This is a genomic window from Pseudomonas sp. Marseille-QA0332 (assembly GCF_054950175.1).
Genome location: NZ_CM143106.1, coordinates 3,479,417 through 3,504,428, shown reverse-complemented (window position 1 = coordinate 3,504,428; position 25,012 = coordinate 3,479,417). Strand labels below are relative to the sequence as shown.

General features: G+C 63.1%; 24 protein-coding genes and 2 pseudogenes. 13 read left to right on the top strand and 13 right to left on the bottom strand.

Going from position 1 to position 25,012, the window contains the following annotated elements; genetic code table 11:
* Window positions 1–169 precede the first annotated feature (169 nt).
* From ACY8GK_RS16155 to ACY8GK_RS16145, 3 genes and pseudogenes are all read right to left on the bottom strand, one after another.
* Window positions 170–483, bottom strand: a pseudogene (locus ACY8GK_RS16155) (transposase); the annotation flags it as partial.
* 385 nt (window positions 484–868) lie between these two features.
* Window positions 869–1,624: an SDR family NAD(P)-dependent oxidoreductase gene (locus ACY8GK_RS16150; protein ID WP_462401635.1), complete on the bottom strand. Its 756-nt coding sequence runs from the start codon at window positions 1,622–1,624 to the stop codon at window positions 869–871.
* A gap of 112 nt (window positions 1,625–1,736) precedes the next feature.
* Window positions 1,737–2,852, bottom strand: coding sequence for a sigma-54-dependent Fis family transcriptional regulator (locus ACY8GK_RS16145; RefSeq protein ID WP_462401634.1), 1,116 nt, complete (start codon window positions 2,850–2,852; stop codon window positions 1,737–1,739).
* 66 nt (window positions 2,853–2,918) lie between these two features.
* Here ACY8GK_RS16145 and ACY8GK_RS16140 point away from each other — a divergent pair, with 66 nt between their 5' ends.
* Entirely contained in the window at window positions 2,919–3,854 is a 936-nt protein-coding gene (locus tag ACY8GK_RS16140; protein WP_462401633.1) for a LysR family transcriptional regulator, read from the top strand.
* A 57-nt stretch (window positions 3,855–3,911) separates the two neighbouring features.
* On the opposite strand, the gene ACY8GK_RS16135 is transcribed toward ACY8GK_RS16140, so the two are convergent.
* From ACY8GK_RS16135 to ACY8GK_RS16125, 3 genes are read right to left on the bottom strand one after another with little or no spacing between them, the layout of a single operon-like run.
* Complete coding sequence (locus ACY8GK_RS16135; RefSeq protein ID WP_462401632.1) at window positions 3,912–4,679, bottom strand: SDR family NAD(P)-dependent oxidoreductase; 768 nt, start codon at window positions 4,677–4,679, stop codon at window positions 3,912–3,914.
* 36 nt (window positions 4,680–4,715) lie between these two features.
* Window positions 4,716–6,599, bottom strand: a complete 1,884-nt coding sequence (locus tag ACY8GK_RS16130; protein ID WP_462401631.1) for a TRAP transporter large permease — start codon at window positions 6,597–6,599, stop codon at window positions 4,716–4,718.
* Window positions 6,596–7,627 (bottom strand): TRAP transporter substrate-binding protein, encoded by a 1,032-nt coding sequence (locus ACY8GK_RS16125; protein ID WP_462401630.1) that lies wholly within the window; start codon window positions 7,625–7,627, stop codon window positions 6,596–6,598. The genes ACY8GK_RS16130 and ACY8GK_RS16125 overlap by 4 nt, the downstream gene beginning before the upstream one ends.
* Before the next feature lie 392 nt (window positions 7,628–8,019).
* On the opposite strand from ACY8GK_RS16125, the gene ACY8GK_RS16120 reads away from it, so the two are divergent.
* From ACY8GK_RS16120 to ACY8GK_RS16095, 6 genes are all read left to right on the top strand, one after another.
* Window positions 8,020–9,189 (top strand): acetyl-CoA acetyltransferase, encoded by a 1,170-nt coding sequence (locus ACY8GK_RS16120; protein ID WP_462401629.1) that lies wholly within the window; start codon window positions 8,020–8,022, stop codon window positions 9,187–9,189.
* A complete protein-coding gene (locus tag ACY8GK_RS16115) occupies window positions 9,186–10,766 on the top strand; it encodes an acyl-CoA synthetase (RefSeq protein WP_462401628.1) in 1,581 nt (526 codons plus the stop codon). Before ACY8GK_RS16120 ends, ACY8GK_RS16115 begins: the two co-directional genes overlap by 4 nt.
* On the top strand, window positions 10,763–11,314 hold the full coding sequence (locus tag ACY8GK_RS16110) for a PPC domain-containing DNA-binding protein (protein WP_462401627.1): 552 nt from the start codon (window positions 10,763–10,765) through the stop codon (window positions 11,312–11,314). The genes ACY8GK_RS16115 and ACY8GK_RS16110 overlap by 4 nt, the downstream gene beginning before the upstream one ends.
* Window positions 11,311–11,709, top strand: a complete 399-nt coding sequence (locus tag ACY8GK_RS16105; protein ID WP_462401626.1) for a PPC domain-containing DNA-binding protein — start codon at window positions 11,311–11,313, stop codon at window positions 11,707–11,709. The genes ACY8GK_RS16110 and ACY8GK_RS16105 overlap by 4 nt, the downstream gene beginning before the upstream one ends.
* A 68-nt stretch (window positions 11,710–11,777) precedes the next feature.
* On the top strand, window positions 11,778–13,103 hold the full coding sequence (locus ACY8GK_RS16100; RefSeq protein WP_462401625.1) for an OprD family porin: 1,326 nt from the start codon (window positions 11,778–11,780) through the stop codon (window positions 13,101–13,103).
* A gap of 320 nt (window positions 13,104–13,423) precedes the next feature.
* Window positions 13,424–13,696 carry a hypothetical protein gene (locus ACY8GK_RS16095; RefSeq protein ID WP_462401624.1) on the top strand — a complete coding sequence of 91 codons (273 nt, stop codon included), beginning with the start codon at window positions 13,424–13,426 and terminating at the stop codon, window positions 13,694–13,696.
* Between the two features lie 45 nt (window positions 13,697–13,741).
* On the opposite strand, the gene ACY8GK_RS16090 is transcribed toward ACY8GK_RS16095, so the two are convergent.
* The 5 genes from ACY8GK_RS16090 to ACY8GK_RS16070 all read right to left on the bottom strand — a co-directional run bounded on the left by ACY8GK_RS16090 (window position 13,742) and on the right by ACY8GK_RS16070 (window position 17,963).
* Window positions 13,742–14,932, bottom strand: a complete 1,191-nt coding sequence (locus ACY8GK_RS16090; RefSeq protein ID WP_462401623.1) for a multidrug effflux MFS transporter — start codon at window positions 14,930–14,932, stop codon at window positions 13,742–13,744.
* 47 nt (window positions 14,933–14,979) lie between these two features.
* On the bottom strand, window positions 14,980–15,591 hold the full coding sequence (locus tag ACY8GK_RS16085; RefSeq protein WP_462401622.1) for a thermostable hemolysin: 612 nt from the start codon (window positions 15,589–15,591) through the stop codon (window positions 14,980–14,982).
* An 11-nt stretch (window positions 15,592–15,602) separates the two neighbouring features.
* Window positions 15,603–16,268 carry a TauD/TfdA family dioxygenase gene (locus ACY8GK_RS16080; protein WP_462401621.1) on the bottom strand — a complete coding sequence of 222 codons (666 nt, stop codon included), beginning with the start codon at window positions 16,266–16,268 and terminating at the stop codon, window positions 15,603–15,605.
* A gap of 224 nt (window positions 16,269–16,492) precedes the next feature.
* On the bottom strand, window positions 16,493–17,431 hold the full coding sequence (locus ACY8GK_RS16075; RefSeq protein ID WP_462401620.1) for a LysR family transcriptional regulator: 939 nt from the start codon (window positions 17,429–17,431) through the stop codon (window positions 16,493–16,495).
* A 25-nt stretch (window positions 17,432–17,456) separates the two neighbouring features.
* Window positions 17,457–17,963, bottom strand: coding sequence for a MarR family winged helix-turn-helix transcriptional regulator (locus tag ACY8GK_RS16070; protein WP_462401619.1), 507 nt, complete (start codon window positions 17,961–17,963; stop codon window positions 17,457–17,459).
* Window positions 17,964–18,060: 97 nt separating this feature from the next.
* Between ACY8GK_RS16070 and ACY8GK_RS16065 the strand changes: the two genes are divergently transcribed.
* Genes ACY8GK_RS16065 through ACY8GK_RS16055 form a run of 3 tightly spaced genes read left to right on the top strand, consistent with a single transcriptional unit; the run spans window position 18,061 to window position 20,058 of the window.
* Complete coding sequence (locus ACY8GK_RS16065) at window positions 18,061–18,768, top strand: alpha/beta fold hydrolase (RefSeq protein ID WP_462401618.1); 708 nt, start codon at window positions 18,061–18,063, stop codon at window positions 18,766–18,768.
* On the top strand, window positions 18,660–18,896 hold the full coding sequence (locus ACY8GK_RS16060) for an alpha/beta fold hydrolase (protein WP_462401617.1): 237 nt from the start codon (window positions 18,660–18,662) through the stop codon (window positions 18,894–18,896). The genes ACY8GK_RS16065 and ACY8GK_RS16060 overlap by 109 nt, the downstream gene beginning before the upstream one ends.
* Entirely contained in the window at window positions 18,889–20,058 is a 1,170-nt protein-coding gene (locus tag ACY8GK_RS16055; protein WP_462401616.1) for an MFS transporter, read from the top strand. Before ACY8GK_RS16060 ends, ACY8GK_RS16055 begins: the two co-directional genes overlap by 8 nt.
* Here ACY8GK_RS16055 and ACY8GK_RS16050 read toward each other — a convergent pair.
* Both ACY8GK_RS16050 and ACY8GK_RS16045 read right to left on the bottom strand, forming a co-directional pair.
* Window positions 20,055–20,161, bottom strand: a pseudogene (locus ACY8GK_RS16050) (RNA polymerase subunit sigma-70); the annotation flags it as partial. The gene ACY8GK_RS16055 and the pseudogene ACY8GK_RS16050 sit on opposite strands and share 4 nt — an antisense overlap.
* Window positions 20,162–21,237: 1,076 nt before the next feature.
* Entirely contained in the window at window positions 21,238–22,065 is an 828-nt protein-coding gene (locus ACY8GK_RS16045) for an IclR family transcriptional regulator (RefSeq protein WP_462401615.1), read from the bottom strand.
* A gap of 248 nt (window positions 22,066–22,313) precedes the next feature.
* On the opposite strand from ACY8GK_RS16045, the gene ACY8GK_RS16040 reads away from it, so the two are divergent.
* From ACY8GK_RS16040 to ACY8GK_RS16030, 3 genes are read left to right on the top strand one after another with little or no spacing between them, the layout of a single operon-like run.
* A complete protein-coding gene (locus tag ACY8GK_RS16040) occupies window positions 22,314–23,333 on the top strand; it encodes an ABC transporter ATP-binding protein (RefSeq protein ID WP_462401614.1) in 1,020 nt (339 codons plus the stop codon).
* Window positions 23,330–24,199 (top strand): ABC transporter permease, encoded by an 870-nt coding sequence (locus tag ACY8GK_RS16035; protein ID WP_019099339.1) that lies wholly within the window; start codon window positions 23,330–23,332, stop codon window positions 24,197–24,199. The genes ACY8GK_RS16040 and ACY8GK_RS16035 overlap by 4 nt, the downstream gene beginning before the upstream one ends.
* 4 nt (window positions 24,200–24,203) lie before the next feature.
* On the top strand, window positions 24,204–24,998 hold the full coding sequence (locus ACY8GK_RS16030) for an ABC transporter permease (RefSeq protein WP_462401613.1): 795 nt from the start codon (window positions 24,204–24,206) through the stop codon (window positions 24,996–24,998).
* Window positions 24,999–25,012: the final 14 nt, after the last annotated feature.

Sequence of the window (25,012 nt, the reverse complement as noted above, 5' to 3'; positions counted from 1 at the left end):
GCAGGGTTGGGATGGCCGGCCCACGTCGGCGTAGGTGCAGCCCGCTGCCGCGATGGGCCGCAGGTCTCCCAAGGCCTTGAAACAATCACAGGCTGGGCTGGCATCCGGCAAGGGTGAAAGGGTCTCGCCTGGCACATCTGGGCTCGCTTTGCAGGCCATCGCAGCGGCAGGCCTCTTGAATGACCACCACCATCGCTTTCTCGGCAGTGCGTCGTGGCTCAAGAAAGTCAGGAAAGTAGCGGCCTTGGCGCAGCTTGGGGATGTTCAGTTCGACATCGCCGGCGCGGGTCTGCCAAAGGCGATCACGGTTGCCGTTGCGGCTGTTTGTCCGGTCTGGGCTTTTGACATCGAAGCCGGCGCCGCACGGGCCTTCGACGTCGAACTCCATCATGCGCTGGGCAACGAACAGGATCATTTGCCTGAGCAGATCAGCGTCTGCCCTTTCTCAACCAGCTCGGTCAATGCGTTAGTGGGCTTGGTCATCGTGGTTTCTCTGGCGAGTGTTTGGTCTTCGCAAACTCAACGTTAACCAAGAACCACGATGACCATCCTCTTTCGCGACGCCTTTGGCTGGTTCAGTTATATCACTTCCTGGACACGATCAGGTGGTGACGCAATTGGGTGGATTGATTGGACCTTGGAGTGATTCGTGCTTAGCCATGCGCCAAGCAGATGAAAAGGATTGCATTTCCACTAGGCGATGTCTGGCTGATTAAAGCGTTGCGCCGATTGGAAGATGAACACTCCAAACTGCCTGATAGAGCCCGCGATCGGTCGCCATGGAGAGCATACGCCGCACAATATTTGTGGGCGTCGCTACCATAGAGCAACATCTGCAATGGAAACAGCTGCAGAGCTTACGGCTACATCAATCGCGCATGAAGCCGCCATCCACGTCCATGATCTCACCTGTCACGAACCCCGCTTCGGCCGACGCCAGAAAGCATACCGCCGCTGCGATATCTCGCGGTGTGCCCGCCCGCCCAAGTGGCATCTGCGCCAGCACCTGGGCCCTTGCCTGAGGTGCCAGCACGCTGGTCATTTCGGTGTCGGTCAACGCCGGTGATACGGCATTGACCGTGATGTCGTAGGGGCCCGCCTCACGCGCAAGGCCCTTGGTCAACGCGATCACCGCACCCTTGGCCGCCGCGTAACAGCTGTTGCCCAGCAATCCGCCGCCACGTTTGCCGGCCACCGAGGCAATATTGATGATGCGCCCGTCGCGCCGCTCCATCATGCCCGGCAACACCGCTTTGGCGCAGAAAAACACGCTGTTCAGGTCGATGGCCATCACTCGGTTCCATTCCGCAGTTGTCAGTTCCAAGAGCGGCGCGGTGGAGACAATCCCGGCGTTGTTGATCAGGATATCAACGACGCCCAACTGCGCTTCGACTTGCTCGACCATCGCCCTTACCTGTGCTTCATCGGCCACATCCACGCCCACGCCCACCGCTTCGACGCCTTGCTCACGCAAGCGTGCAGCGGCCTGCTCGGCGGCTTCAGGATCCAGATCACACAGGGCAACCCGCGCCCCTCCATGGCCCAACGCCGCAGCAATGGCATGACCGATCCCTCGGGCGGCGCCGGTAACCAGCGCGGTGCGCCCGGCCAGGGTAAAGTTCATTGCTGCGTGTACGGCTGTGTTACTCATTTTCGTTATCCCTTCAGAAGGCCGTAGCGAGACGCGCCCCCTGCGCTGCAAAGGGCGTTGATCGATTGTGCAAGCGAAAACGGGCTCAGGCGGTGCCGCAGGCAGCCAGTTGTTCCTTGAGCGGCGGAATTTCCAGTCGGCGCATCACTCTGTACAGCGAGGGCCGACAGATACCCAGTTGTCGGGCGGCGGCGGACATGTTCCAGCGGCAGGCCTGCAGAGTGTCGAGCACATCGGAACGCTCATCGCCCTCCTGCGTGGGGCGACGGATCGGGGTGATGTTGGCGGGGAGCGGACGCGGGGCTTGGCACTGGCACAGGAAGTCCACCGGCAGGTCGCTGCGCTGGATTCTCACGCCCTCCATTACCGCACATGCATAGCGCACCACCGCTCGCATCTGGCGCAGGTTACCGGGCCAGGGGTGCGCCATCAGTAGCGCCCATACATCACCCAACACGTGGCGTGGATCGCAGTCTGGTAGCTCGTAGGCGACCATATTGCACAGCAGCTCGCCGCGGTCACTTCGCTCGCGCAGCGGTGGCAATTCCACAACGCTGGTGGCGATACGGTAGAAAAGGTCTTCGCGGAAGCTGCCGTCGGCCACCCGAGCCACAAGGTCCTGGTGTGTAGCGCACACGAGGGCGAAGTTCACCGGTACGCTACGTTCGGCACCCAGCGGTGTGACCTCGCGCTCGGCGATCACCCGCAAAAGACGGGTCTGCTGTTCGAATGGCATGTCGCCAATTTCATCGAGAAACAGCGTGCCGCCATCAGCCTGTTGTACCTTGCCCTTCTTGCCACCCGGAAGTGCGCCAGAAAAGGCGCCGCGGCTGTAACCGAACAGCTCGCTTTCAATCAGCGTTTCGGGTATGGATGCGCAGTTCAGCGCCACCAGCTGTGCAGCACGTCGTTGGCTGTGGGCATGCAGGGCGCGGGCGAGAATCTCCTTGCCGGTGCCGGTCTCTCCGCGGATCAATACGGCGATGCCGCGCTCCATCAGACGCAGCGCGCGACGGAAGGCCTGGCGCACCAGCGGGTCGCTGTTTTGGGCTATGTCGCATTCGGGAACGGTAGGCAAGCTGGGGCGTTCAGGGTTGGTCAGAGCGGTCATTAGCGTCACCTTTTTCTTGTTCGATAGCTTGTGACTATGCCGTCGGGCGGCGCTTGTGGCGCCGCGGGGCCGAGGATGTTGCAACTTCACATTAGGGAGGCGTAGTTATATTTTCCAATACATAATCAAGCATCGACTGATACCTTTGAGAGCATCATGATCGAACTTCGCCACCTACAGTACTTTCGTACCTTGGCCGAAACCCTGCACTTCGGTCGCGCCGCCGAACGGCTGCATATCTCTCAGCCGCCGTTGTCGCGGCAGATCGCATTATTGGAAGAAGAGTTGGGAGTCAAGTTGTTCGACCGCTCACGTCGGCGAGTGGAGCTAACCGAGGCCGGGCAGCGTTTCTACCTCGATACTGGCACAGTGTTCGCGGCCTTTGAGCAGGCTAAGCGCAATGCCCTGGCGGCAGCGCGTGGGGCCGCCGGCGAGCTGTCGGTAGGATTCATGATGTCCACAGCCTACAGCATCACCCCAGCCATCACCCGGCGTTATGCAGCGCTGTACCCGCAAGTGAACTTGAAGCTCACCGAGACGTTGCCACTGGACCTAGCCCAAGACATCAGCAGTGGCAACAAGGATGTGGCGATAATGTACCGCCCTCAGGACTGTACCGGTCTGGAGACGGTAACGCTGTATCGCGAGGAAATGACGCTAGTGCTGCCACCCGGTCATTGGCTCGCTGACCGGGAGGTGGTGGAGGCCCGTGACCTAGCGGACGAAACCTTCATCATCGTGCCTCGACGCATAGCTCCTGCTTTGCACGACATCATTTACAACTACTGTCTGCAGCAAGGTGTTACGCCCAACATCGGCCTTGAGATCAACATGCAGCAAACGATTGTGAATCTAGTTGGAGAGGGCCTAGGTGTGGCCATCGTGCCACGCTCGATGCGCAACATGCGCCTAGCCACAACCAGCTTCCACCCGCTACGCGCAGCGCCGATCATTGAGGTGGTGGCAGTGTGGAAGGCCAACAACCATAATCCCTGCATACCCACATTCGTAGAAACCGCCTTGCAGGCTGGAAAGCAGGCCACTTTGGAAGACGAGGCGCAGCGGTCTCAGCAGTTTTTCACAACAGCATAACGATTGATGACGCGCGGCCTGCCTAGCCTGCCCGCATCATCATTTTTCTGAATTGACTCAGATTTCAAGTATCCCCGACGCCATGAATCCCCCATCCACCGGGATCACATGGCCGCTGATGTACGACGCATCCTCCGAGGCTAGAAACGCCACTGCTCCTGCCATCTCCGCCGGTGTGCCGTAGCGCCGCAGCGGAACCGCCCGGGCATACGATTCGCGGGTCGCCGCCGAGTGCAGGGTGCGCGTCAGCGGCGTGTCCACCGGCCCCGGGGCGATGCCGTTGACGGTGATGCCATGCTCGGCCAGTTCGATGGCCATCTGCCGGGTCAGACCGATCACGGCCGCCTTCGACGTGCCATAGGCAGTGCGCCCCATGCTGGCGCGCATGCCGCTGATCGAGGCGACGTTGATGATCCGCCCCCAGCCCTGCTCGCGCATCAGCTGCGCCGCCTGCTGGCTGCAGAGCAAGGTGCCGGTGAGGTTGACGTTCATCAGCCGCTGCCAGCCCTCCAGTTCAGTGTCTAGGAACGGCTGGGTGCGGGCGATGGCAGCGTTGTTGACCAGCACATCGCAACGCCCGCAGCGTTCGCGCAGGGTGGCGAACAGCGCGCTGATCGATGCCGCATCGCCGATGTCGATGGCCAGGGCCAGGGCGTCGATGCCCTGGCCCTGCAGGCCGGCAACCATTTCCTCGGCGGCGTTCAGGTTGATGTCGGCCACCACCACCGTGTGGCCGTCATGCCCCAGGCGTTCGGCGATGGCCGCGCCGATACCCATGGCGGCACCGGTCACCAGGGCCACACGTCCGTGGGCAGATACAGGCAAAGTCGTTTTCGCAGCTTGGCTCATGTCAGGGCTCTCTCAGAGGAAACCGATGGAAATCCACGGGAAACAGGCAACGACCGCCAGCGCCACCAGCAGCGCGCCGAGGTAACCCCAGACGCGGCGGATAACGTGGTCGGAAGAGGTCTTGCTGATGGCGCAGGCGGCATAGAAGCCCACCCCCAGCGGCGGTGCGAACAGCCCCACGCCCATGGCCAGGATCACCACCATGGCGTAGTGCACCGGGTGAATGCCGAGCAGCTCGGCCAAGGGGAACATCAACGGGCCGAACAGTACGATGGCCGGGATGCCTTCCAGCACGCTGCCGAGGATCAGGAAGGTGAGAATGGTCACCACCATGAAGCCGATGACACCGCCGGGGATGTCCTCGATCAGCTCCACCAGCGACTGCGAGAAGCCCGACTGGGTCAGCGCCCAGGCCATCGACGAGGCCATGCCGATGATCAGCAGGATCGCCCCCGAAAGCGCCGCTGCTTCCAGCAGCATCGGGTACAGCCGGTGCCACTCGATGTGGCGCATGAACAAGTGCATCGCCAGGCCCACCAGCACCACGTAGGCCACGCCTATGGTCGATACTTCGGTGGCGGTTGCCGCCCCTTCCAGCACCGCCACGCGAATCAGCAGTGGCAGCGCCAGCGCCGGCAAGGCGATCAGGAAGGTCTTGGCCACGCGCGACAGCGGTGCACGTTCGATGGTCGGGCGTTCATCCTTGCGCGAGCGCCACCAGCACACCACCGCGATGGCCAGGGTCGCCACCACCGCCGGCATCAGCCCGCCGATGAACAGCGCGGTGATCGACACGCTGCACACCGCACCGATGGTGATCAGCACCAGGCTTGGCGGAATGGTCTCGGTCATCGCCCCGGTGGCCGACAGCAGCGCTGCCAGTTCTTCGGGCTTGGAGCCACGGCGTTTCATTTCCGGGAACAGCGCCGGGGCCACGGCGGCCATGTCGGCGACCTTGGAGCCGGAAATTCCCGACACCAGGAACATCGCCCCGAGCAGCACGTACTGCAGGCCGCCGCGCACATGGCCGAGCAGCGAGGCCATGAAGTCGATCAGCGTGCGCGCCATGCCCGACAGCTGCAGCACCACGCCCAGCAGCACGAACAGCGGCACCGCCAGCAGCACCATGTGCGACATGCCTTCATCCATGCGCCCGACCACGATCGACAGTGGCGCGTGGGTGGCCAGCGCCAGGTAGGCCATGGTCGCGGTGCCGAAGGCGAAGGCGATGGGGATGCCGCCGAATACGCAGGCGCCCAGCAGCACCAGGAAGAACACCACCAGGTTGTAGTTGCCCATGGCCGCCAGTAGCGGCTGCGCCAGCCACAATGCCGCTGCCACCGCGCCCACCACCGCCAGCCCGGCCATGAACTGGCGCACGGTCGAATAACGCGCCATGCGCGCCACCGCCGCCAGCAGCATCAGCACCGCGCCCACCGGCAAGGCCGCCGCGCGCACGCCATCGGGGATGCCCAGCGCCGGGGTGGTGATCCACATCTGTTCGTGGGAATGCTGCATGGCCGGCGAGATGATCATCGCCACGAACAGGCAGACGATCAGTGCCGACAGGGTCTCGCTGAAGCCGCGCCAGGCGTCGGGCAGCTTGTTCACCAGCGCCGACATGCGCATGTGCTCGCCACGGTCCAGCGCCAGCACCGCGCCGAACATCGCCAGCCAGATGAACAGCGACGAGGCCAGCTCGTCGGACCAGATCAGCGGGCTGTGCAACACGTAGCGGGCAATCACCCCCGCCAGCAGCACGAAGGTCTCGATCACCATCAGGGCGACCGCGATCACCCCGACCAGGCGCATGGCCCAGCTGTTGAGGCAGATCAGCACCCGGGCCGGCAGGCGCTGCGAAACGGTGGAGGCCGGTAGCGCTGGGGCGCGCATCATGCCAGCTTCCCGGAATACTGCTCGAGGAGGGTCCAGGCTTGTTCGCCGAACTTGTCGTGCCAGTCGGCGTAGTAGTTGGCGCTGCGCAACTTGTCGCGGAAGGCATTGGCCGGCGCTTCCACCAGTTCCAGGCCCTGCCCCTTCAAGGTGTCGCGGGTGCTGCCTTCGAGCTTGGCGAGGTCTTCGCGCTGGCCCATCACCGCCGCGTCGATATGCTTGCGCAGGATCGCCTGCATGTCCGCCGGCAGGCGGGCGAACGAGGCGCTGTTGCCGAGCATCCAGAAGCCGTCCCACACGTGGTTGGTCAGCGAGCAGTACTTCTGTACCTCGTACAGCTTGGCCGAGGACACCAGGGTCATGGGGTTCTCCTGGCCTTCGACGATGCGCGTCTGCAGCGCCGAATACACTTCGGTGAAGTTGATGCTGGTCGGCGCCGCTTCCAGGGCGCGAAAGATCGACATGATGATCGGGCTCGGCGGCACCCGCAGCTTCATGCCGCGCAGGTCGTCAGGACTGGCCACCGGCCGGGTGCTGGTGGTGGTGACGCGAAAGCCGTTGTCCCACATGCGGTCGAAGGCGAACAGCGTGCCGGTCTTGGCGATTTCGCCGCGTACATGCTCGCCGAGCGCGCCGTCCATGGCGCTCCACACCTGCTGATAGTCCTTGAAGGCAAAGCCCACGGCGCTGATCTGCACCGACGGCACCATGGTGCCGAGGATCACCGGCGACAGCGAGAACAGGTCCACCGCGCCCGAGCGCACCTGGGCCAGGGTGTCGGTGTCGCTGCCCAGCTGGCTGCTGGGGAACACCTGCACGGCCAGTGCGCCGTTGGTTTCTTCCTTGATCGCCTTGGCCATGGCCCGGGCACGCACGTTCATCGGGTGGCTGATGGGCAGGTTGTTGGCGAACTTGAGTTTGAAATCGGCAGCGCGGGTGTTGCTGCTGTACAGGCCCAGGCCGGCGGCGGCGACCGCGGCCGATGCCATGGAGGCCGTCTTGATGAAGGAACGGCGGGTGAAATCGCTCATGAAGCTCTCCTGACCTATTTGTTCTTATTGATCGAGTGGGATACGGCGATGGTGACTGTCACATAGCAATAGGGGTGCCACCCTTGGCAGGCTGGGCGAAACGGCGCTCATGCAAGCCTGAATCAAGGCCTAAACCACTGATTCACAAGGTATCTGCCTGTCAGGGCGGCGATGTATCAAATTGTGATGCCGCATCAGTTGCGCTGCCGGAGATGTAACAGGTGTCTCCCTGAACTGTCGCCCAGGCCATCAGGGCGACACCTGTAGCACCCCGGCTGCTACCTGCCGACACCTTCGCCAAGCCCACAAAAGCACGGGCCAGACGCCTCGCCAAGGGGCTGGCACCGTTCTTGCCATCGACCTCGCAAACCCATCGAGCGAGGACTCACCTCATGGATTCACCCCTGATCAGCGGCTGGCACCACGCCCCTTTCGGCAAGTTTCCCGACATCGACCCCGAGCGCATGCTGGCCGACGCCGCTCTCGGCGCCCTGGCCCATGCCAAGCTCGAACCGGAGCAGATCGACTCGGTCCATGTCGGCCATTTCAACGCCGGGTTCCTGTATCAGGACTTCCCCTCCGCGCTGCTCGCCAACCACCTCCCGGCCCTGCGCTTCACCCCGGCGGTGCGGGTCGAGAACGCCTGCTCCACCGGCTCCGCCGCCATCCACTCGGCCCTGAAGGCGGTGCTCAGCGGCCAGTCCCGGCATGCGCTGGTGGTCGGTTTCGAGAAGATGAACAGCCTGCCCACCGCCGAGGTCGGCAAGATCCTGCTCAAGTGCTGCTACGCCCGTGAAGAAGCGGACATCGAAAGCGGCTTCGCCGGGGTGTTCGGCAACATCGCCAGCGCCTACTTCGCGCGTTATGGCGACCAGTCCGACGCGTTGGCGATGATTGCCGCCAAGAACCACGCCAACGGCGCCCTCAACCCGTACGCACATATGCGCCGTGACGTCGGCTTCGAGTTCTGCCGCACGCCCTCGGAGAAAAACCCCTTCGTCGCCGGCCCACTCAAGCGTAGCGACTGCTCGCTGATCAGCGACGGCGCCGCCGCGCTGGTGATCAGCCGCTCCGACCAGCAAAGCGGCGATGGCCCGGCGGTGCGTTTTCGTGCGGCGGTGCAGGTCAACGACTACCTGCCGCTGTCGCGCCGCGACCCCACGGTGTTCGAAGGCGCAGCGCGGGCCTGGCAGCAAGCGCTGGCGCAGGCACGGCTGACCCTCGATGACCTGTCGCTGGTGGAAACCCACGACTGCTTCACCATCGCCGAACTGCTCGAGTACGAGGCCATGGGCCTGGCCGAGCGCGGCCAGGGTGCGCGGGTGATCGCCGAGGGCATCTGCCGCAAGGACGGCCGGCTGCCCATCAACCCGTCCGGCGGGCTCAAGTCCAAGGGCCACCCGATCGGCGCCACGGGCGTGTCGATGCATGTGATGGCGGCCATGCAGCTCAGCGGCCAGGCCGGCGACATGCAGCTGCCCCGCGCCGACCGCGCCGGGGTCTTCAACATGGGCGGCGCGGCCGTCACCAACTACGTGAGCATCCTGGAGACCGTGCTATGACCGGTATCGACAACGTGATGAACCTGGGTGAGCTGCTGGCCCAGGTGGCGCGCCGCCTGCCTGACCAGCCGGGCTTCATCCGCAGCGAGCAGCGCGTGTCGTGGCGCCAGCTGCTGCAGCGCGTGGACAGCGTCGCCGCCGCCCTGCGTGCCCGTGGCCTGGGCAAGGGCGACCGGCTGCTGGTGCATGCGCGCAACAACCTGCAGCTGTTCGAAAGCGCCTGGGTGGCGTTCCGCCTTGGCGTGGTCTGGGTACCGACCAACGTGCGCATCACCCCGCCGGAGGCCGCTTACCTGGGCAGCTCCAGCGGCGCGGTGGCGATGCTCTACGACGAAGGCTTCGGCCATTACGTCGACGCCGTGCGCGCGGCCTCCCCGGCCTTGCAGACGGTCATCGCCATCGGCAACCCACGCAGTGGCGAGCTGGGCTACGACGCCCTGCTCGACGAGGGCGCGCCGCTGCAGGCGGCCTTCCGCCCGGCCGAGGTGCACTATCACGACCCGCTGTGGTTCTTCTACACCTCCGGCACCACCGGCCACCCCAAGGCCGGCGTGCTCACCCACGGCCAGATGGCCTTCGTGGTTAACAACCACCTGGCCGACCTGATGCCCGGCCTGAGCCAGCAGTCGCGCTCGCTGGTGCTCGCCCCACTGTCTCATGGCGCCGGCATCCACGCCCTGGTCAACGTCGCCCGCGGCGCGACCTGCGTGCTGCCAGCCAGCGAGAGGCTGGACTGCGACGAAGCCTGGCGGCTGGTGCAGGAGCACCGTATCGACAACCTGTTCACCGTGCCGACCATCGTCAAGATGCTCACCGAAGACCCGGCAGTGGACCGCTACGACCACAGTAGCCTGCGTTACGTGATCTATGCCGGCGCGCCGATGTACCGCGCCGACCAGTGCCACGCCCTGCGCACCCTGGGCAAGGTGCTGGTGCAGTACTACGGCCTGGGCGAAGTGACCGGCAACATCACCGTGCTGCCGCCCGACTGCCACGACGCCGAAGACAGCCCGCAGGCCAAGGTCGGCTCCTGTGGCTACCCACGCACCGGCATGCAGGTGGCGATCCTCGACGAACACGGTACCGAGTTGCCGACCGGCAGCGACGGCGAAATCTGCGTGCGTGGCCCGGCGGTGTTCGCCGGCTACTACAACAACCCCGAAGCCAACGCCGCATGCTTTCGCCACGGCTGGTTCCATACCGGTGACCTCGGCCATGTCGATGAACAGGGCTACCTGTTCATCACCGGCCGCGCGTCGGACATGTACATCTCCGGCGGCTCCAACGTGTACCCACGGGAAATAGAAGAGGCGCTGCTGACCCATCCGGCGGTCAACGAAGTGGCGGTACTGGGTATGCCCGACGAGAAATGGGGCGAATGCGGTTGCGCGGTGATCGTCACCACCGTCGAGGTCAGCGACGAACAGCTGCTGGCCCACCTGGAGCCGCGCCTGGCGCGCTACAAGTGGCCCAAGCGCTTCGTGCGCTGGCACGAGATGCCCAAGTCCGGCTACGGCAAGATCGTCAAGAAGCACATCCGCGCGCTGCTCGAAGCGGGCCAGGAGCAGCCGGCATGACACCGCACTTCGAAACCCATGGCGGCGTGCGCCACTTCATCCACAGCGGTCTGCCGCTGCAGCCGCGCCTGCTCGATTGCGAGGTGGCGCACAGCCAGGAAGTGCGCGTCGAGCTGCCGCTGGCCTGCAATGTCGCCGAAGGCCTGCTGGCCGTGCTGCACGGCTGCCGCTACCAGAGCGCGGTAGGGCGCATCCTGTGCGGCGGTGCGGCGCACCTGAGCTACCACCGCATGGTCACCACCTGCGATAGCCAGCGCCCCTACGATTACGGCCAGCCGGTGGTGCTGGACGGCTACATCACCTTCATCAGCGGCGCCCTCACCGTTGGCCGCGATGCCAGCGGCGCGCCGTTGCTGCACTGCCACGCCGGCTTCATCGACCGCGACGGCCAGCAGCACGGCGGCCACCTGGTGCTCAACCGGCTGATCGTCGGCAGCGAGCCGCTGGTGCTGCGCCTGTGCCTGTTCGACCAGGCGGCCTACCAGGTGCAGCCGGATGCCGAAACCCAGTTCAACCTGTTGCACCCCGTGCTCAAGGAGGCCTCATGACCCTTGCTCCACTCAGCGCCGAGGCGCACGTCGAGAGCGGCCAGCTGGGCCGTCTTGTAGTCGCCCGGCTCAAGCCCAACGAAGACATCATCGACAGTGCCGAGGCCCTCTGCGCCAGCCACGGCATCCGCTGCGCCGTGGTCCGTGGCGGCCTCGGCAGCCTGATCGACGGCGCCCTGCACTACCTGGGCCGCCAGGGCATGCAGGACATCCACGTGCCAGGCCCAGGCATCGAGATCCTCAGCCTCAGCGGCGAAGTCAGCGTCGGGCAGAGCCGCCTGCAGGCGGTACTCGCCGATGCCGACGGCAACATCTTCGCCGGCCGCCTGCAGCGCGGCCGCAACCTGTCGTTCATCACCGTCGAGCTGACCCTGCAGGAATGGCTGCCCGACTGACCTACCGCTGCATCACGCCCCTTGCGCCCGGAAGTCTCGGGCGCCCTTTCGCCCTCAGGAAAACAACAATGACAAGAAAGCCACGCACGCACCTGTACCTGCTCACCGCCAGCACCTTCGCCCTGCCCGCAGCCCAGGCCGCCTTCATCGAGGATGGCAAGGCCAACCTCAACCTGCGCAACTACTACTTCAACAACGACTTCCGTGACCGCCCGGGCGCGGCCGGGCAAAGCAAGACCGCCGAATGGGCCCAGGGCTTCGTGCTCGACTACAAGTCCGGCTTCACCGACGGCACCGTCGGCTTCGGCCTCGACGCCCTGGGCATGCTCGGCGTGCGCCTGGACGGTGGTACCGGCAACCACCGCGGCAGCTCGATGATCCCCGACAACAGCGATGGCAGCGCCGTGGACGAATGGAGCCGGCTGGGGCTGACCGGCAAGCTGCGCTTCTCGCAGACCGAGGCGCGCTACGGCACCCTGCAGCCGATGCTTCCGATCCTGGTGGCCAACGACGGCCGGGTACTGCCGCAAACCTTCGAAGGCGGCATGGTAACGTCAAAGGAAATCGACGGCCTGACTCTGATCGGTGGACGACTGGAGCACACCACCGGCCGCGGCTCGACCAACCGCTCGGGCCTGGCCGTGGCAGGCGGCACCCCCGAGAGCAACGAGTTCCTCTTTGCCGGCGCCGACTACCAGCTGACCCGCGACCTCAAGCTGCAGTACTACGCAGCGCAACTGCAGGATTACTACATCCAACACTTTGCCGGCGTGGTGCATACCTGGGCGCTGGCCGACAACCAGTCGCTGACTACCGACCTGCGCTATTTCAAGACCGATGCCGATGGGCGCAACGACTCGGCCAGCGGACGCGCGGCGGGCTACCAGGTGGGTGGCCTGGGCGATACGCCGGGCAAGATCGACAACGACACCTGGAGCGCCATGTTCACCTACGCCATCGGCGGCCACGCTGTATTGCTCGGCCACCAGCGGGTGTCCGACAGCGGCAACTTCGTCCAGCTGAACCAGGGCAACACCGGCGAAGGCGCCGCCGGGTCGAGCATCTACCTGTTCACCGACCGTCTGGTGACCAGCTTCACCCGTGCGGGCGAGCGCACCACCTTTGGCCAGTACAGCTACAACTTCGCGGCGTTGGGCGTGCCGGGGCTGGTGGCTTCGGTGACGTACCTGAAGGGCACCAACATTCGCATGGCGTCGGGAGGGGACGAGCAGGAATGGGAGCGTGACATTGCCCTGGACTACGTGGTGCAGAGCGGAACGTTCAGGGGGCTGGGCTTCAGCTGGCGAAACGGCATGCTGCGCAGCGGGGTGCCCAGTGAGTGGGACCAGGATCAAAACCGTTTGACGGTGAGTTACTCCATCCCTTTATTCTGAATGAAAGCAGGCAGTTGGCACTTGACGACTCACCATGCCAGCGCGTGTGGCCACTAAAAGCGGTATGTAAGCAGGCCGTCCCCGTACCAAGGAGTCGGCCTGTCATTCATATGGACTGGATCGACCGAATGTGACTACACGTAACCTACTCTGGGCATCTCGAGTGCTAGCCCAGCAAGGCGATATAAAACCTTGGTGTCTACTGTTCATTTCGTAGGCACATCTCGTCCAGACCCAATTATCGTGAGGATCTTGGTTCCTCGTGTCATCGCAACGTAGAGGTCCTTAGCATCAAGGGAGTCTGCGTCCAGGATAACCGCATGACCAAACTTCAGCCCCTTAACTGTAGTGGTCAACTAATCCCGGACACAGTTTTGAGTTTTCCTCAGCTTTGGCCGGAGCCAGCCCATCGTTGGACTGATGGGTCTTATCCAGTTGTAATGATCCATCAGGTACTGGCTAAGCCGCAGCAGCGCTCTCCGCCTGCTGCCGTGGATGCGTCGATCAATCTCGTGTACCTGCCGATCAACCGTGAATCCACCCGGATCAAGGTATTCTCGCGCTTCATCAAGGGGCTGCTCAGCGCTGCCTAGCAGACCCCGGCAGCAGATGTTCTGCACCACCGGGGTCGGCACGCTTCAGGCCACCGAGGCCTGACGCTGCACGCGCACGCTCAGCATGCCCGACAACGAGATCAACCAAAGCACCAGAAACACGCAGGCAATTGCCAGGTTCGAGGTCAGCGGCAAAACGCTGACCAGCGCCGAGGCCAGTGACCCGAACACCAGCATCAGGCAGCCTTGTAAGCTGGCGGCAACACCGGCGCGGTCGGGGAACAGCGACATCGAGTTGGCCATGGCGTTGGAGAATATGAAGCCCTGACCGAACGCGACCAGCATGATGCCGCCCAGGATCGAGACCAGGTAAAGGTCCTCTGCCTGCGCGGCGATGGTCACCACGCCGAGCAGAAACACCGCCATTCCTGCCCACATCAGCAGCCGTGGCTTGACCTGCCGAATCAACGCACGGTTAACCAGGGTGCCGACCAGGTAGCAACTGCCCACGGCCAGGGCGGTGGTGCCGAAGTATTGCGCGCTGTGCCCCAAGCGTTCCTGGACGATGTGCGGGCCGAACACGTTCCATAGCAGAAACGCCGAGAAGCTCGAGCCGAGCACGACCACCGAGGAACGAAAGCGGCTATCAGCCAGGATAGGACGGTAGCCGGCGCAGGTCTGCAAGGCGCTACGTCTGTTCATTGCGGGCAACGACTCCTTGAGCCCTGCCAGCACGAAGGCCAACACGATGACCGCGTATACGGCGTACAGGACGAAGTTGTAGCGCCAGCCAAGGTGCACTTCGATCACCCCGCCAATGTACGGCGCGATCACCGGCCCCAGGCCGAAGGCCAGGCTCAGGTAGATGATCGCCACGTAGAAACGCGGCCCTTTGACGATGTCCACCAGCAGCGCACGGGCAACTACCTGGCAGGCGCCGATGGCGAAGCCTTGCAGGGCGCGGGCGAGCAGCAGCATCTCGATGGACGTGGCCACGGTTGCCAACACGCTGCCCGCGAGGAACACCAGCAGCCCTAATTGCACCGCCGGCCGCCGCCCACGGGCATCGGCCATGATGCCGAAGAACAGCTGCCCCAGTGCGTAGAACAGCAGGGTGATGGTGATGGTGTTCTGCATCAGTGCCGGGCTGGCTGACAGCTCACGGCCAATGGAGGGGATACTCGGCGCGTACAGGTCGATGGCGATACCGCCCACGCTGTTGATCAGCGGCGCCAGGAAGACAATGAAATTCTCGTAACGTTTGGTCGCGTTCATGCTTACCTCCGGCGCGCCGGGCAGCGGATGCCCGGCGCGCGTCGTGATCAGGCCGAGGCCTGGCGATTGAAATGGGGCAGGGAATGGCCCAGGCCCGCGGCGGATGCCGGTGCGCTCATCCAGATGCTCGGGGGCGACAATCGCGCGGCCACTACGCGCGGGCCTTGTTGGTAGTAGGAACCCCAATTGACCTGCGGATCCTTGACCCGGGCTTGATCGGCGCCGTCCAGATCGTCGAGGGTATCGACGATCGGGGTCAGCAGCTGGCGCACCTGTTCGGTCGCGGTCAGCACCACCAGGCCGAAGTTGCGCAGGGCCAGGGTCTGGATCACGTTGTTGAGCAGGTATTTGCCGGCGCCGCTGCCGCTGCGAAACGAAGCGAAGGCGCCCACTTCGGCAATCCGCGCCCGGTCCAGTCCATAACGCTGGTCCAGGCTCTGGTCCAGGTAATACTCGCTGAACAGCTTGCCCGAATCGCCGTAGCTGATGCCGGCGCAGGCGTAACCTGGCGCGCCGCCATTGGAACCGGTCAGGCAAACGAACAGGTCCGGCTGCGGCTCGGGGGTGGCATCGTAGTGCTTGAGGTAGTGGGCACGCACCGCCTCCTGCAGACAGCGGTAGCCGGGCCGGCCTTTGTAGAAATTGCGCACGATGTACATGGGGCTCTTCCTCAGGCGTACATCTGGTCGATGAAACGCGCTTCGATCTCGGCCCGTCGCGGTCGCCCGGTCACGGTGTAGAACTGCTCGCGGAACTGCGCGATGTCCTCGATTACGCGAATCTGCCGGACCCGGGCGAAATCGGCCAGGCGGTGTTCCAGGCGCGCCATTTCGCGGCGATAGGTTTGCCCTGCCACTTGATCATTGACCTGTTGCAGGTGTTCGTCGGTAATGGCCTCGAGCGGCAGTTGCAGTTCAATGCTCAGGAAGCGTTTGACGTTCTGCCAAGGGATGCGCCGGCTATAGCGAATCTCGCGTTGTTCGAACAACTTGCGGGTTTTCGCTGACAGATCGAACAGTACCCGCTGGCCATCGCACAATGTGGTTTGCGAACCGACGTCGGCCGCTTCCAGGCAATAGAACCATTGCAAATCGGGGTTGAACGGCAAGTTGCCGTTTTCGCGGTGCAGGCCCATTTCGTGAATACCGGCTTCGATCTCGGCGGTATTGGCCGTGGCCGCCTTGCGCGCTGGGTCGAAGGTAACCCGCGACGAATGCGCGCTGACGAACTCGTTGAAGTCGGACAGGCTGTCGGCGAAGTCGCGGTAGATCACCGCACCGCTGTAGGCGAGGTCTTCATACAATGAAGCGCCGCTGATCGAATCGCTTACACGCATGTCGCGATCGACCGCAATGACACACTCGAAGCCGTAGCACGGCGTCGGTTGTCGGAAGTAGGGGAAATACCACAGGTTGGGCGTGCGCCAGCATGACTCATTCCTCCATGAAAGTGTGGGACTCAGGTAGGTCTTGCGCTACCCGATGACCACACGATAAGAGAAATGAGCGGCTGGCTGGTTTTAAGAAATCTAAAAGCGTGGTGAAAATTTAAAAGCCTGTTTCATCGTTCCGTCAACAACACTTCGGCCACCTGTTCGATCAACCTGCGCAGGCTGGCTATATCTTTGCTGTCGCTACGGTCGCGCGCCCAGATCATGTCCAAGGTGAACGTTGGGAAACCCAGCGGCGGCTGGCAGACTTTCACTGATGACGGAATGCGCAGGTGCGGCAACAGGCGCGCCGGCAGTGCGAGCGTGGCCGGTACTGCGGCGACGATGTTCACGCAGGCTTGGTAACCATTGGCGCGCACTAGCACATTGCGCGAACGGCCGACTTTATCCAGCCAGCTGTCGACCATGTTCTTTTCCGAAATCCACGGTGTTGGGAATACATGGGGTGAGGCGCAGAATTCATCCAGACTCATGGCCGCGCCGTTGGCCAACCCGTTTTGACTGGTCAGGCAGACAAAGTCGTCGTTGACCACCGCTTGCCATTGCAATTCCGGGTGCATCTGGTGATAGCCCGGACCGAAGCCGATGGCGATGTCGATTTCCCCTGACATCAACTGATCCACCGGCAGGTCGCGGCTCAGGCGATCGAGGTGCAGCGAAGTATTGGCATGAGTGCGCGACAGCATCGCCAGAGTTTGCGGCAGGAACGACAACTCGAAATACTCCGGCGCGCAGAGCCGCCAGATCTTGCGCACGGCTTGCGCAGATGCTTGGCTTTCGTCTTCAGCGCAGCGGTTGACCGACTCGACCACCACGCGCAAATAAGGCGCGATCTTCTCGGCCTTGCTGGTCGGTTGCAGCACCCCTTGGGATGAAGAGAACAACGTGTCGTCGAAGCAGCCGCGCAGCCGCTTCAAACAATAACTGACCGTCGGCTGGCTCACGTTCATCAGCTCGGCGGTGCGTTTGGCACTGCGCAACTCCAGCAAGTTGAGAAACACCACGATGTCCTGCAGATCCAACTGTTTGAGGTAGTTGCTGTGGAGCATGGAAATTCCTCCTGAATATTCCAGTTCATGGCGTTGGCGCGCCCTCGCCGGGTAAATGCACGAGCACGCGCTTCAACAACTGGGCAAAGTCCGCGCGCTGTTGCTCACTTAAAGGGGCCAATACCAACTCTTGTATTTCGGTATGGGTAAGAACGGCCTGGTCGATCAATTCCTTACCCCCGACGGTCAGCGCGACTTGCGAGCTGCGCTTGTCCTGGCTGTCGGCGATCCGCTCGACCATGCCGGCGCTTTCCAGCCGTGCCAGCCGATTGGTCATGGCACCGGAGGTGACCAGCAGCGAGCGGTAGAGCTCGGTGGGGGTGAGCCGATACGGCGCCCCCGCGCGGCGCAACGTGGCCAGCACGTCGAACTCACCTTCCTTGAAGCCATACTGGGCCAACGCCTCGGCGCGCAGGCGTTCGAGATGCTTATGGATGCGCACCATGCGCCCGAAAATCGCCATGGAAGAAACGTCCACTTCGGGCATCGCCTGCGCCCACTGCGCCACCACGAAATCCACATGATCGTCCATCGTTTCCCTCGACCGTGCCCTTCATCACTGTTAACCCGCACACAAACCTGAACCCCAGCGCCTTTAAAGTATCTTAACGTTAAGTTATCTTTCGAGCATGCGACTGAAGGATCAGGAGAGACACATGGCATTTTTCACACAGGGGCCGCACCGCCACTATTACTACGATGCCGGTGCCGGCAGCCCGGTGCTGTTGCTGCACGGCCTGGGCAACAGTGGGCGCGCCTGGATGCCCCAGGTCAGCGCGCTGCTGGGCCTGGGTCACCGCGTCATCGTACCTGACCTGCTGGGCCACGGCGCCTCCAGCCAAGCGCCGGAAGGTATCACAGCCCACGCCCAGGCACTGCAGATGCTTGCACTGCTCGATCACCTGGGGTTGGAATCCACGCATGTCATCGGCCTGTCGCTCGGCGGCATGGTGGCGCTGGAGATGGCCTGTCATGCGCCGCATGCCGTGCAGAAGCTGATCGTCGCCGGCACCTTCGCCCACATGAACGATCGTCACCGCCAAGCGACGCTCAGCGACTGGGCCGACGGCCTGCGGCAAACCGATGGGTGCTCGAAGCGCTTCAAGTCGACCTGGCCGGCATTGGTCGGAGCCGAGTTCGCCGCTTCCAGTCGTGGTCAACGGCTGTACCAGGCTTGGCCCAGGCCGCGCAGCTGGCCACCGCCAACCAGGTGCACTGGTGCCAGGGCATGCAGCAGTACGACCTCAGGGAGCAGCTGCCGGCGATCCAGGCCGCGACCCTGGTGCTGGCGGCCACAGGCGACCAGCTCAGTCCGCGTTCGGAAGCCGAGCTTCTGAGCGAGCGCATCGGCCATGCCCAGCTGCTGACCTTGGCAGGCGACGGTCACGTCTTCAACATTCCGCTCGCCCCAGCGTTCAATCAGGCGATGGGCAGTTTTCTGCAGGAGCAACCTGAGCATGCGTAACGTACCGAGTAAAGCCTGCGTCGGCCTGTTGGCCGTATTGATTGGCCTGAATCTGCGCCCGATCATGGCGGCCATCGGCCCGCTGCTCGGCATCTTGCAGCAGGACCTTGGCCTGAGCAACGCGCAGGCCGGGCTGCTGACTACTTTGCCGGTGATGATGATGGGTTTGTTCGCCCTCTGCGGCCCCTGGTTGCTACGCCTGATTGGCGCGATCAAAGGGGTAGCGTTGGGCATCACCTTGATCGCCATCAGTTGCGCGGCGCGCGCCTATGTCACTTCAGGCGCAGCGTTGATCGCCACGGCCATGCTCGGCGGCGTGGGCATCGCGGTGATCCAGGCGCTGATGCCTGCGTTTCTCAAGCGCAGCCACCCGCAAAGCGCCGGCATGCTCATGGGGTTGTTCACCACCGGAATCATGGCCGGTGCGGCGCTGGCGGCTGCTTTCGCGGCGCCCGGCGCAGCAACCTTCGGCTGGCAGCTGACGCTCGGCTGGGCGGCCTTGCCTGCGCTGACCGGCTTGATCGCCTGGGTGCTGGCAGCCGGTAGCGACCCGGCGCGTACCACCGATGCGAGGTTGCCGTACGACAGCGCGCGGGCCTGGTTGCTGCTGGCGTTCTTTGGCATCGGCACCGGTGCCTACACCTTGGTGCTGGCGTGGTTGCCACCGTTCTATGTGGAGCTTGGCTGGAGCGCTGCCGAGGCCGGTTATTTGTTGGGTGCCCTGACCCTCACTGAGGTGGCCGCCGGGCTGATGGTGTCGGCACTGATCCATCGCTATCCGGACCGTCGCCAGCCACTGACGGTGGTTATTCTGCTGTTGCTGGCCGGTCTGATCTGCCTGATGAGCGCACCGCTGCAACTGGCGATCTTCGCCACCCTTTGCCTGGGCCTTGGCATCGGCGCATTGTTTCCGCTGTCGCTCATCGTCACTCTCGACCACGCTGACTCCCCGGCCCAAGCCGGTGCGCTGCTGGCCTTCGTACAAGGCGGTGGCTACCTGATCGCGGCTAGCGTGCCGCTGATCGCCGGTATCGTGCGCGATCAGCTCAGCTCGTTGCACTGGGCCTGGGGCATCATGGTCATCGGCGCCCTGTGCCTGCTGGGCCTGGCCACACTGCTGCGCCCACCGGTAGTACCAGCGGCGCAAGCGAGCAGTGCCTAGATCACCTTGACCGCGCGGCCGATGAATTTCACCGGGCCGGTGGGTCGCCCGCTCGGCGAACCACCGGCCTGCTCCAGGTCAGCTCGAACAGCTGGTTACTATCCGGGTACCAAAGGCTTGGTGGCTTGAACATGAAACTGAACATCGGCGCCCGGGCGGGCAGGGCCTCCGCGAAAGCCAGGTCTCTCACTGCTGCAGATCGCGCTGCCCTGGAGGCCCTCCCTGCTGAGGGATGGTTCATTGCTGCAACCGCACCGATCGCAAGGGCCTCTTTTCGCTGTGAGCGATTGGCGTACCAAGCGGACTCATCACCCATTGCTAAGTAGGTGCCCCATCCTTTCTGAACTAACCTCGAAAAGCCGTGCACGCCAAGATCCAGCGTCAAATCATCGATGTCGTCATAATGCGAGAGGATTGCTTTTGTGATGATCTCAAGCGAATTCTCTATGTGCGCAGCATCATTGTCGACAGCCTTATCCCGCATGCGAATGGCCGCAAATTCGAGGTCTTTTTCCAGCCAGTAGATATCGTGCCACGTTGTGACCCCTTCTGGCATCGAAGCCTGTACCTTGCGCCGCACAGCGCTCACTGCAGGAACAAAGCACGTTCCAAATATGAGCGAAGTGACTCTTCAGCCTGAATTTGCAAACGCGGTATGGCGAGCATGCTGAGGCTGCCTGGTAACGTAACTGAGGTGTGCTGACTGACGCGACCACGCCCCCCCTAAAGGAGGCCGCGATCGCGCATGACAGCTTTTATTATCGCGGGACCGCTTTTATTGTCGGAAACCATTGGTCCCGAACAGGGTTACCTGCGACAGCTTTAATTCCCGTGCGACAGGTTTAATTCCCTAAATCTAACTGGGGATCAACAATATAGTTTGACACAGCCCACCCCATAATTCGTGGTCTCCAGCGCGATGACCAGACACTGCTGACGAATCAAAGTTTGACACAACCAGATGTACTGCCGAAAAAAGCACTCCGATTTTTGCATTATAGTTTGACACAAGCCACGGATAGCCAGCTCTGTGCGACTTCACCATCCTCAAGCTTATTTACTGATCTTAGATGTCCTGGGCTTGTGGGCACGCAGGCGAGCAGCTTGATGAGCGCCTCGAAGATCTGATTGCCAGGAGGCGCGCCATCCCTGCGGAATGGGGCGAAGGCTCGTCCACAATCATCCAAATACATGTGAGGGACGGCGTAGTACCGGATCGAATGGATTGACGCGTTCACCAATCGCTGCCGCCTCGCGTTTGAGCAATGCCACTACGGTGGGCATGCGGTTAGGCCCCAAGCGGTCGCTGATGGTCGCCACGCTCAATGCCGCTACGGCATGGCCGTTGCGATCAAGAATTGGCACCGCCAGACCGGCCATGCCATCAAGCACACCGGTATTGCGCCCGGCATACCCTAAGCTGCGCACATTGTCGATTTCGGCACGCAGCAGCACTTCGTCGTAATGGTGAAAGTCCTTGAGCCGCGGCAGGTTGTATCGGATCACCTCGTCACGTTCTTCCTCAGGCAGGAAAGCCAGAATGGCCAGGCTGCCCTGCCCCACGCCCAAGGCCACACGGCCGCCGATGTCGCCGGTAAAGGTGCGGATCGGGTATGGCCCTTCGCTGCGGTCCAGGCACACCGCATCGAACCCCGAACGCGCCAGCAGGAACAGCGAATCACCCAACGAGGCCGACAGCCGCAGCAGGCTTGGGCGCACCACATCGCGCAGGTTGCCAGCTTGCCCGGCCTTGGCCGCCAGGGCAAAAAAATCCAGGCTCAGGCGGTAGCGCTTGCTGGTCGCGCACTGGTCGACCATGCCTTCTTCAATCAGGCTGCGCAGCAGACGGTGAGTGGTGGGTTGCGCCAGGCCCACCCGCTGGGCCAGCTGGCTGACCTTCTCGCCCTCGCCGCCGCACTCGCCCAACGCTCGCAGCACGGCGAACAAACGGGACACGGCACTGACGCCCACTTCCCTGGCTTGCTCATTTCGTTTATCGGAATCCACTTTTCGCTAAACCCTTTTAAATTTCATTTAGTGGAATAATTTCAAAATAGCTGTCACTCAGTGAAATTACCCTTTGTCGCCATCCTAATCATTGCCCTACTCTCCGGTCCATAGGGCGATATCACAACATCGGCCGCCGCCACAGAAGCGAGCGCCAACGTCCGTAAAGCACTGCTTTTCGCCGCTGGCGCTCTGCCCACCCTGAAACTTCCGGTTTATCCCGGTTCCGTTTGCGATGGAGCACAGCCATGACCTTTCTGTTGATCGACAAACTCTGCAAGCGCTATGGCGCCATGGAGGCCGTGGCCAGTTCGTCACTGGCCATCGAAAAAGGTGAGTTTGTCTCCCTGCTCGGGCCTTCCGGCTGCGGCAAGACCACCACCCTGCAGATGATTGCCGGCTTCGTCGAGGTTACCAGTGGCCGCATCGTGCTCGATGGCCGCGACATCACCCACGCCAAACCAGCCAGCCGCGGACTAGGCGTGATGTTTCAGAGCTATGCGCTGTTCCCGCACATGACCGTGCGCGACAACGTTGCCTTTGGCTTGCGCATGCGCAAGGTGGCCAATGCCGACATCGCCCGCCGCGTCGACCAGGCGCTGGCGCTGGTACGCCTGGACAAGCATGCCGACCGCTACCCGCGAGAACTGTCCGGCGGCCAGCGCCAGCGTGTGGCACTGGCACGCGCGCTGGTAATTGAACCGCCAGTGCTGCTGCTAGACGAGCCGCTGTCCAACCTGGACGCGCACTTGCGTGAAGAAATGCAGTTCGAAATCTGCCGTATCCAGAATGAAGTCGGCATTACCACGTTGATGGTCACCCACGACCAGGCAGAAGCCTTGTCGATCAGTGACCGGGTGGTGGTAATGGAAGCCGGGCGCATCACCCAGGTCGATGACCCTTACCGCCTCTACGAACACCCGGGCACGCCGTTCATTTCCGATTTTGTCGGCAAGGCCAACCGCCTGCGTGGCATCACAGGCCCCGGCGGTCAACCGCAGGCGGCGGCCCAAGGGCCGCTGACCCTCAGCCTGCGCCCGGAAAAGATCAGCCTCGGCCCGTCGGGCAGCGGAAAACTGACAGGGCGCATTAGCTGTCGCTACTTCCTCGGCAGCCAGTGGCTGTACCGCGTTGATACTGCCCTGGGCAACCTGGCCGTGGTCCGCGCCAACGATGGTAGCGCGCCGCTTGACGAAGGTGCGCCGGTCGGACTGGACTGGAACGATGCCCTGCTTCGGGTGCTGAACGCGGCCGAGGTGGCGGCATGAGTACGGCAAAACTGCGCAACAACGCCTGGGGCTACGGCCTGAGCAGCCCGGCCCTGCTGTTATTCCTGGCCTTGCTGGTGATGCCGCTGGGGTTGACCGTACTGCTCTCATTCAACGCGTTCGACTATACCAGCGGCATCCAGGCCGGCCAGTACACCCTAAGCCATTACCTGAGCCTGGTGACCGACACCTATTACTACGAGATTTTCTTCCGCACCTTCTGGATCAGCGCCCTGGTCACCTTGCTGTGCGTGCTGATCGGCATCCCCGAGGCCATGGTGCTTAGCCGCATGGGCGCGCCGTGGCGCTCGATCTTCCTGATCCTGGTGCTGACCCCGCTGCTGATTTCGGTGGTGGTCCGCGCCTTCGGCTGGAGCCTGCTGCTGGGCTCTGATGGGCTGATCAACCAAGGCATCAGCGCCCTCGGCGGGCAGCCGGTAAAGCTGCTGTACACACCGTTTGCGGTGATCATCGGCCTGGTCCACGTGATGCTGCCGTTCATGATCATCCCGGTATGGACCTCGCTGCAGAAGCTCGACCCGGCCGCCGAGCAGGCTGCACTGTCGCTGGGCGCCAGCCAGTGGACGGTGTTCCGTCGCATCGTGCTGCCACAAATCATGCCCGGCGTGCTGTCGGGCACGCTGATCGTATTCGGCCTGGCGGCCAGTTCGTTCGCAATCCCCGGCCTGCTGGGCGGGCGCCGGCTGAAGATGGTCGCCACCATGATTTACGACCAGTACCTGGCCGAACTGAACTGGCCGATGGGCGCCACCATCGCTGTCGCCCTGCTGCTGATCAACCTGCTGGTGATGCTCAGCTGGAACCGGCTGGTGGAACGCCGCTACAAACGCGCACTTGGAGTTTGAGCCCATGACCCGTAACGGCCCGCTGGCCCTGTCTTTTCACGCCCTGGTGATGCTGTTCATGCTCGCCCCTCTGGTGGTGGTGTGCCTGGTGGCATTCACTCCGGAAAACACCCTGAGCCTGCCCACCGCCGGCTTCTCGCTGCGCTGGTTCAGCGCCGTGTTCGAGCGCGCCGACTTCCTTGACGCGTTCTACAACAGCCTGAAACTCGCCGCCCTGGCGGCCTCGCTGGCCACCTTGATCGCCGTGCCCGCAGGCCTGGCGCTGACACGCTACAACTTCCCGGGCAAGGGCTTTGTCAACGGCCTGCTGCTGTCACCTATCATCATCCCGCACCTGGTGCTGGGTGTGGCCCTGCTGCGGCTGTTCGCCTTGCTTGGGGTCAATGGCAGCTTCGCCTGGCTGGTGTTCGCCCATGTGGTGGTGATTATCCCCTACGTGCTGCGCCTGGTGCTGGCTGCCGCCATTGGCATCGACCGCAGCGCCGAGCAGGCCGCACAGAGCCTGGGCGCAGGCCGGGTCACGCTGTTCTGCAAAGTGACGCTGCCGATGATCTTGCCGGGTGTAGCCGGTGGCTGGCTGCTGGCGTTCATCAACAGCTTCGACGAAGTCACGCTGTCGATCTTCGTCACCTCACCCGCCAGCCAGACCCTGCCCGTGCGGATGTACGTGTACGCCACCGAATCGATCGACCCGATGATGGCTGCCGTTTCAGCGCTGGTAATCGCCGTCACCGCCCTGACCATGATCGCCCTGGACCGGGTATACGGCCTGGACCGCGTACTGGTGGGCAAGCAATGACAAGGAATGCCCCG

Coding starts and splice junctions, on each gene's coding strand:
- ACY8GK_RS16035 (WP_019099339.1), top strand. CDS start 23,330: ATGAGTACGGCAAAACTGCGCAACAACGCCTGGGGCTACGGCCTGAGC.
- ACY8GK_RS16120 (WP_462401629.1), top strand. CDS start 8,020: ATGGATTCACCCCTGATCAGCGGCTGGCACCACGCCCCTTTCGGCAAG.
- ACY8GK_RS16085 (WP_462401622.1), bottom strand. CDS start 15,591: ATGTACATCGTGCGCAATTTCTACAAAGGCCGGCCCGGCTACCGCTGT.
- ACY8GK_RS16090 (WP_462401623.1), bottom strand. CDS start 14,932: ATGAACGCGACCAAACGTTACGAGAATTTCATTGTCTTCCTGGCGCCG.
- ACY8GK_RS16105 (WP_462401626.1), top strand. CDS start 11,311: ATGACCCTTGCTCCACTCAGCGCCGAGGCGCACGTCGAGAGCGGCCAG.
- ACY8GK_RS16080 (WP_462401621.1), bottom strand. CDS start 16,268: ATGCGTGTAAGCGATTCGATCAGCGGCGCTTCATTGTATGAAGACCTC.
- ACY8GK_RS16100 (WP_462401625.1), top strand. CDS start 11,778: ATGACAAGAAAGCCACGCACGCACCTGTACCTGCTCACCGCCAGCACC.
- ACY8GK_RS16030 (WP_462401613.1), top strand. CDS start 24,204: ATGACCCGTAACGGCCCGCTGGCCCTGTCTTTTCACGCCCTGGTGATG.
- ACY8GK_RS16115 (WP_462401628.1), top strand. CDS start 9,186: ATGACCGGTATCGACAACGTGATGAACCTGGGTGAGCTGCTGGCCCAG.
- ACY8GK_RS16060 (WP_462401617.1), top strand. CDS start 18,660: ATGCAGCAGTACGACCTCAGGGAGCAGCTGCCGGCGATCCAGGCCGCG.
- ACY8GK_RS16070 (WP_462401619.1), bottom strand. CDS start 17,963: ATGGACGATCATGTGGATTTCGTGGTGGCGCAGTGGGCGCAGGCGATG.
- ACY8GK_RS16065 (WP_462401618.1), top strand. CDS start 18,061: ATGCGACTGAAGGATCAGGAGAGACACATGGCATTTTTCACACAGGGG.
- ACY8GK_RS16130 (WP_462401631.1), bottom strand. CDS start 6,599: ATGATGCGCGCCCCAGCGCTACCGGCCTCCACCGTTTCGCAGCGCCTG.
- ACY8GK_RS16095 (WP_462401624.1), top strand. CDS start 13,424: ATGACCAAACTTCAGCCCCTTAACTGTAGTGGTCAACTAATCCCGGAC.
- ACY8GK_RS16075 (WP_462401620.1), bottom strand. CDS start 17,431: ATGCTCCACAGCAACTACCTCAAACAGTTGGATCTGCAGGACATCGTG.
- ACY8GK_RS16055 (WP_462401616.1), top strand. CDS start 18,889: ATGCGTAACGTACCGAGTAAAGCCTGCGTCGGCCTGTTGGCCGTATTG.
- ACY8GK_RS16125 (WP_462401630.1), bottom strand. CDS start 7,627: ATGAGCGATTTCACCCGCCGTTCCTTCATCAAGACGGCCTCCATGGCA.
- ACY8GK_RS16040 (WP_462401614.1), top strand. CDS start 22,314: ATGACCTTTCTGTTGATCGACAAACTCTGCAAGCGCTATGGCGCCATG.
- ACY8GK_RS16150 (WP_462401635.1), bottom strand. CDS start 1,624: ATGAACTTTACCCTGGCCGGGCGCACCGCGCTGGTTACCGGCGCCGCC.
- ACY8GK_RS16140 (WP_462401633.1), top strand. CDS start 2,919: ATGATCGAACTTCGCCACCTACAGTACTTTCGTACCTTGGCCGAAACC.
- ACY8GK_RS16110 (WP_462401627.1), top strand. CDS start 10,763: ATGACACCGCACTTCGAAACCCATGGCGGCGTGCGCCACTTCATCCAC.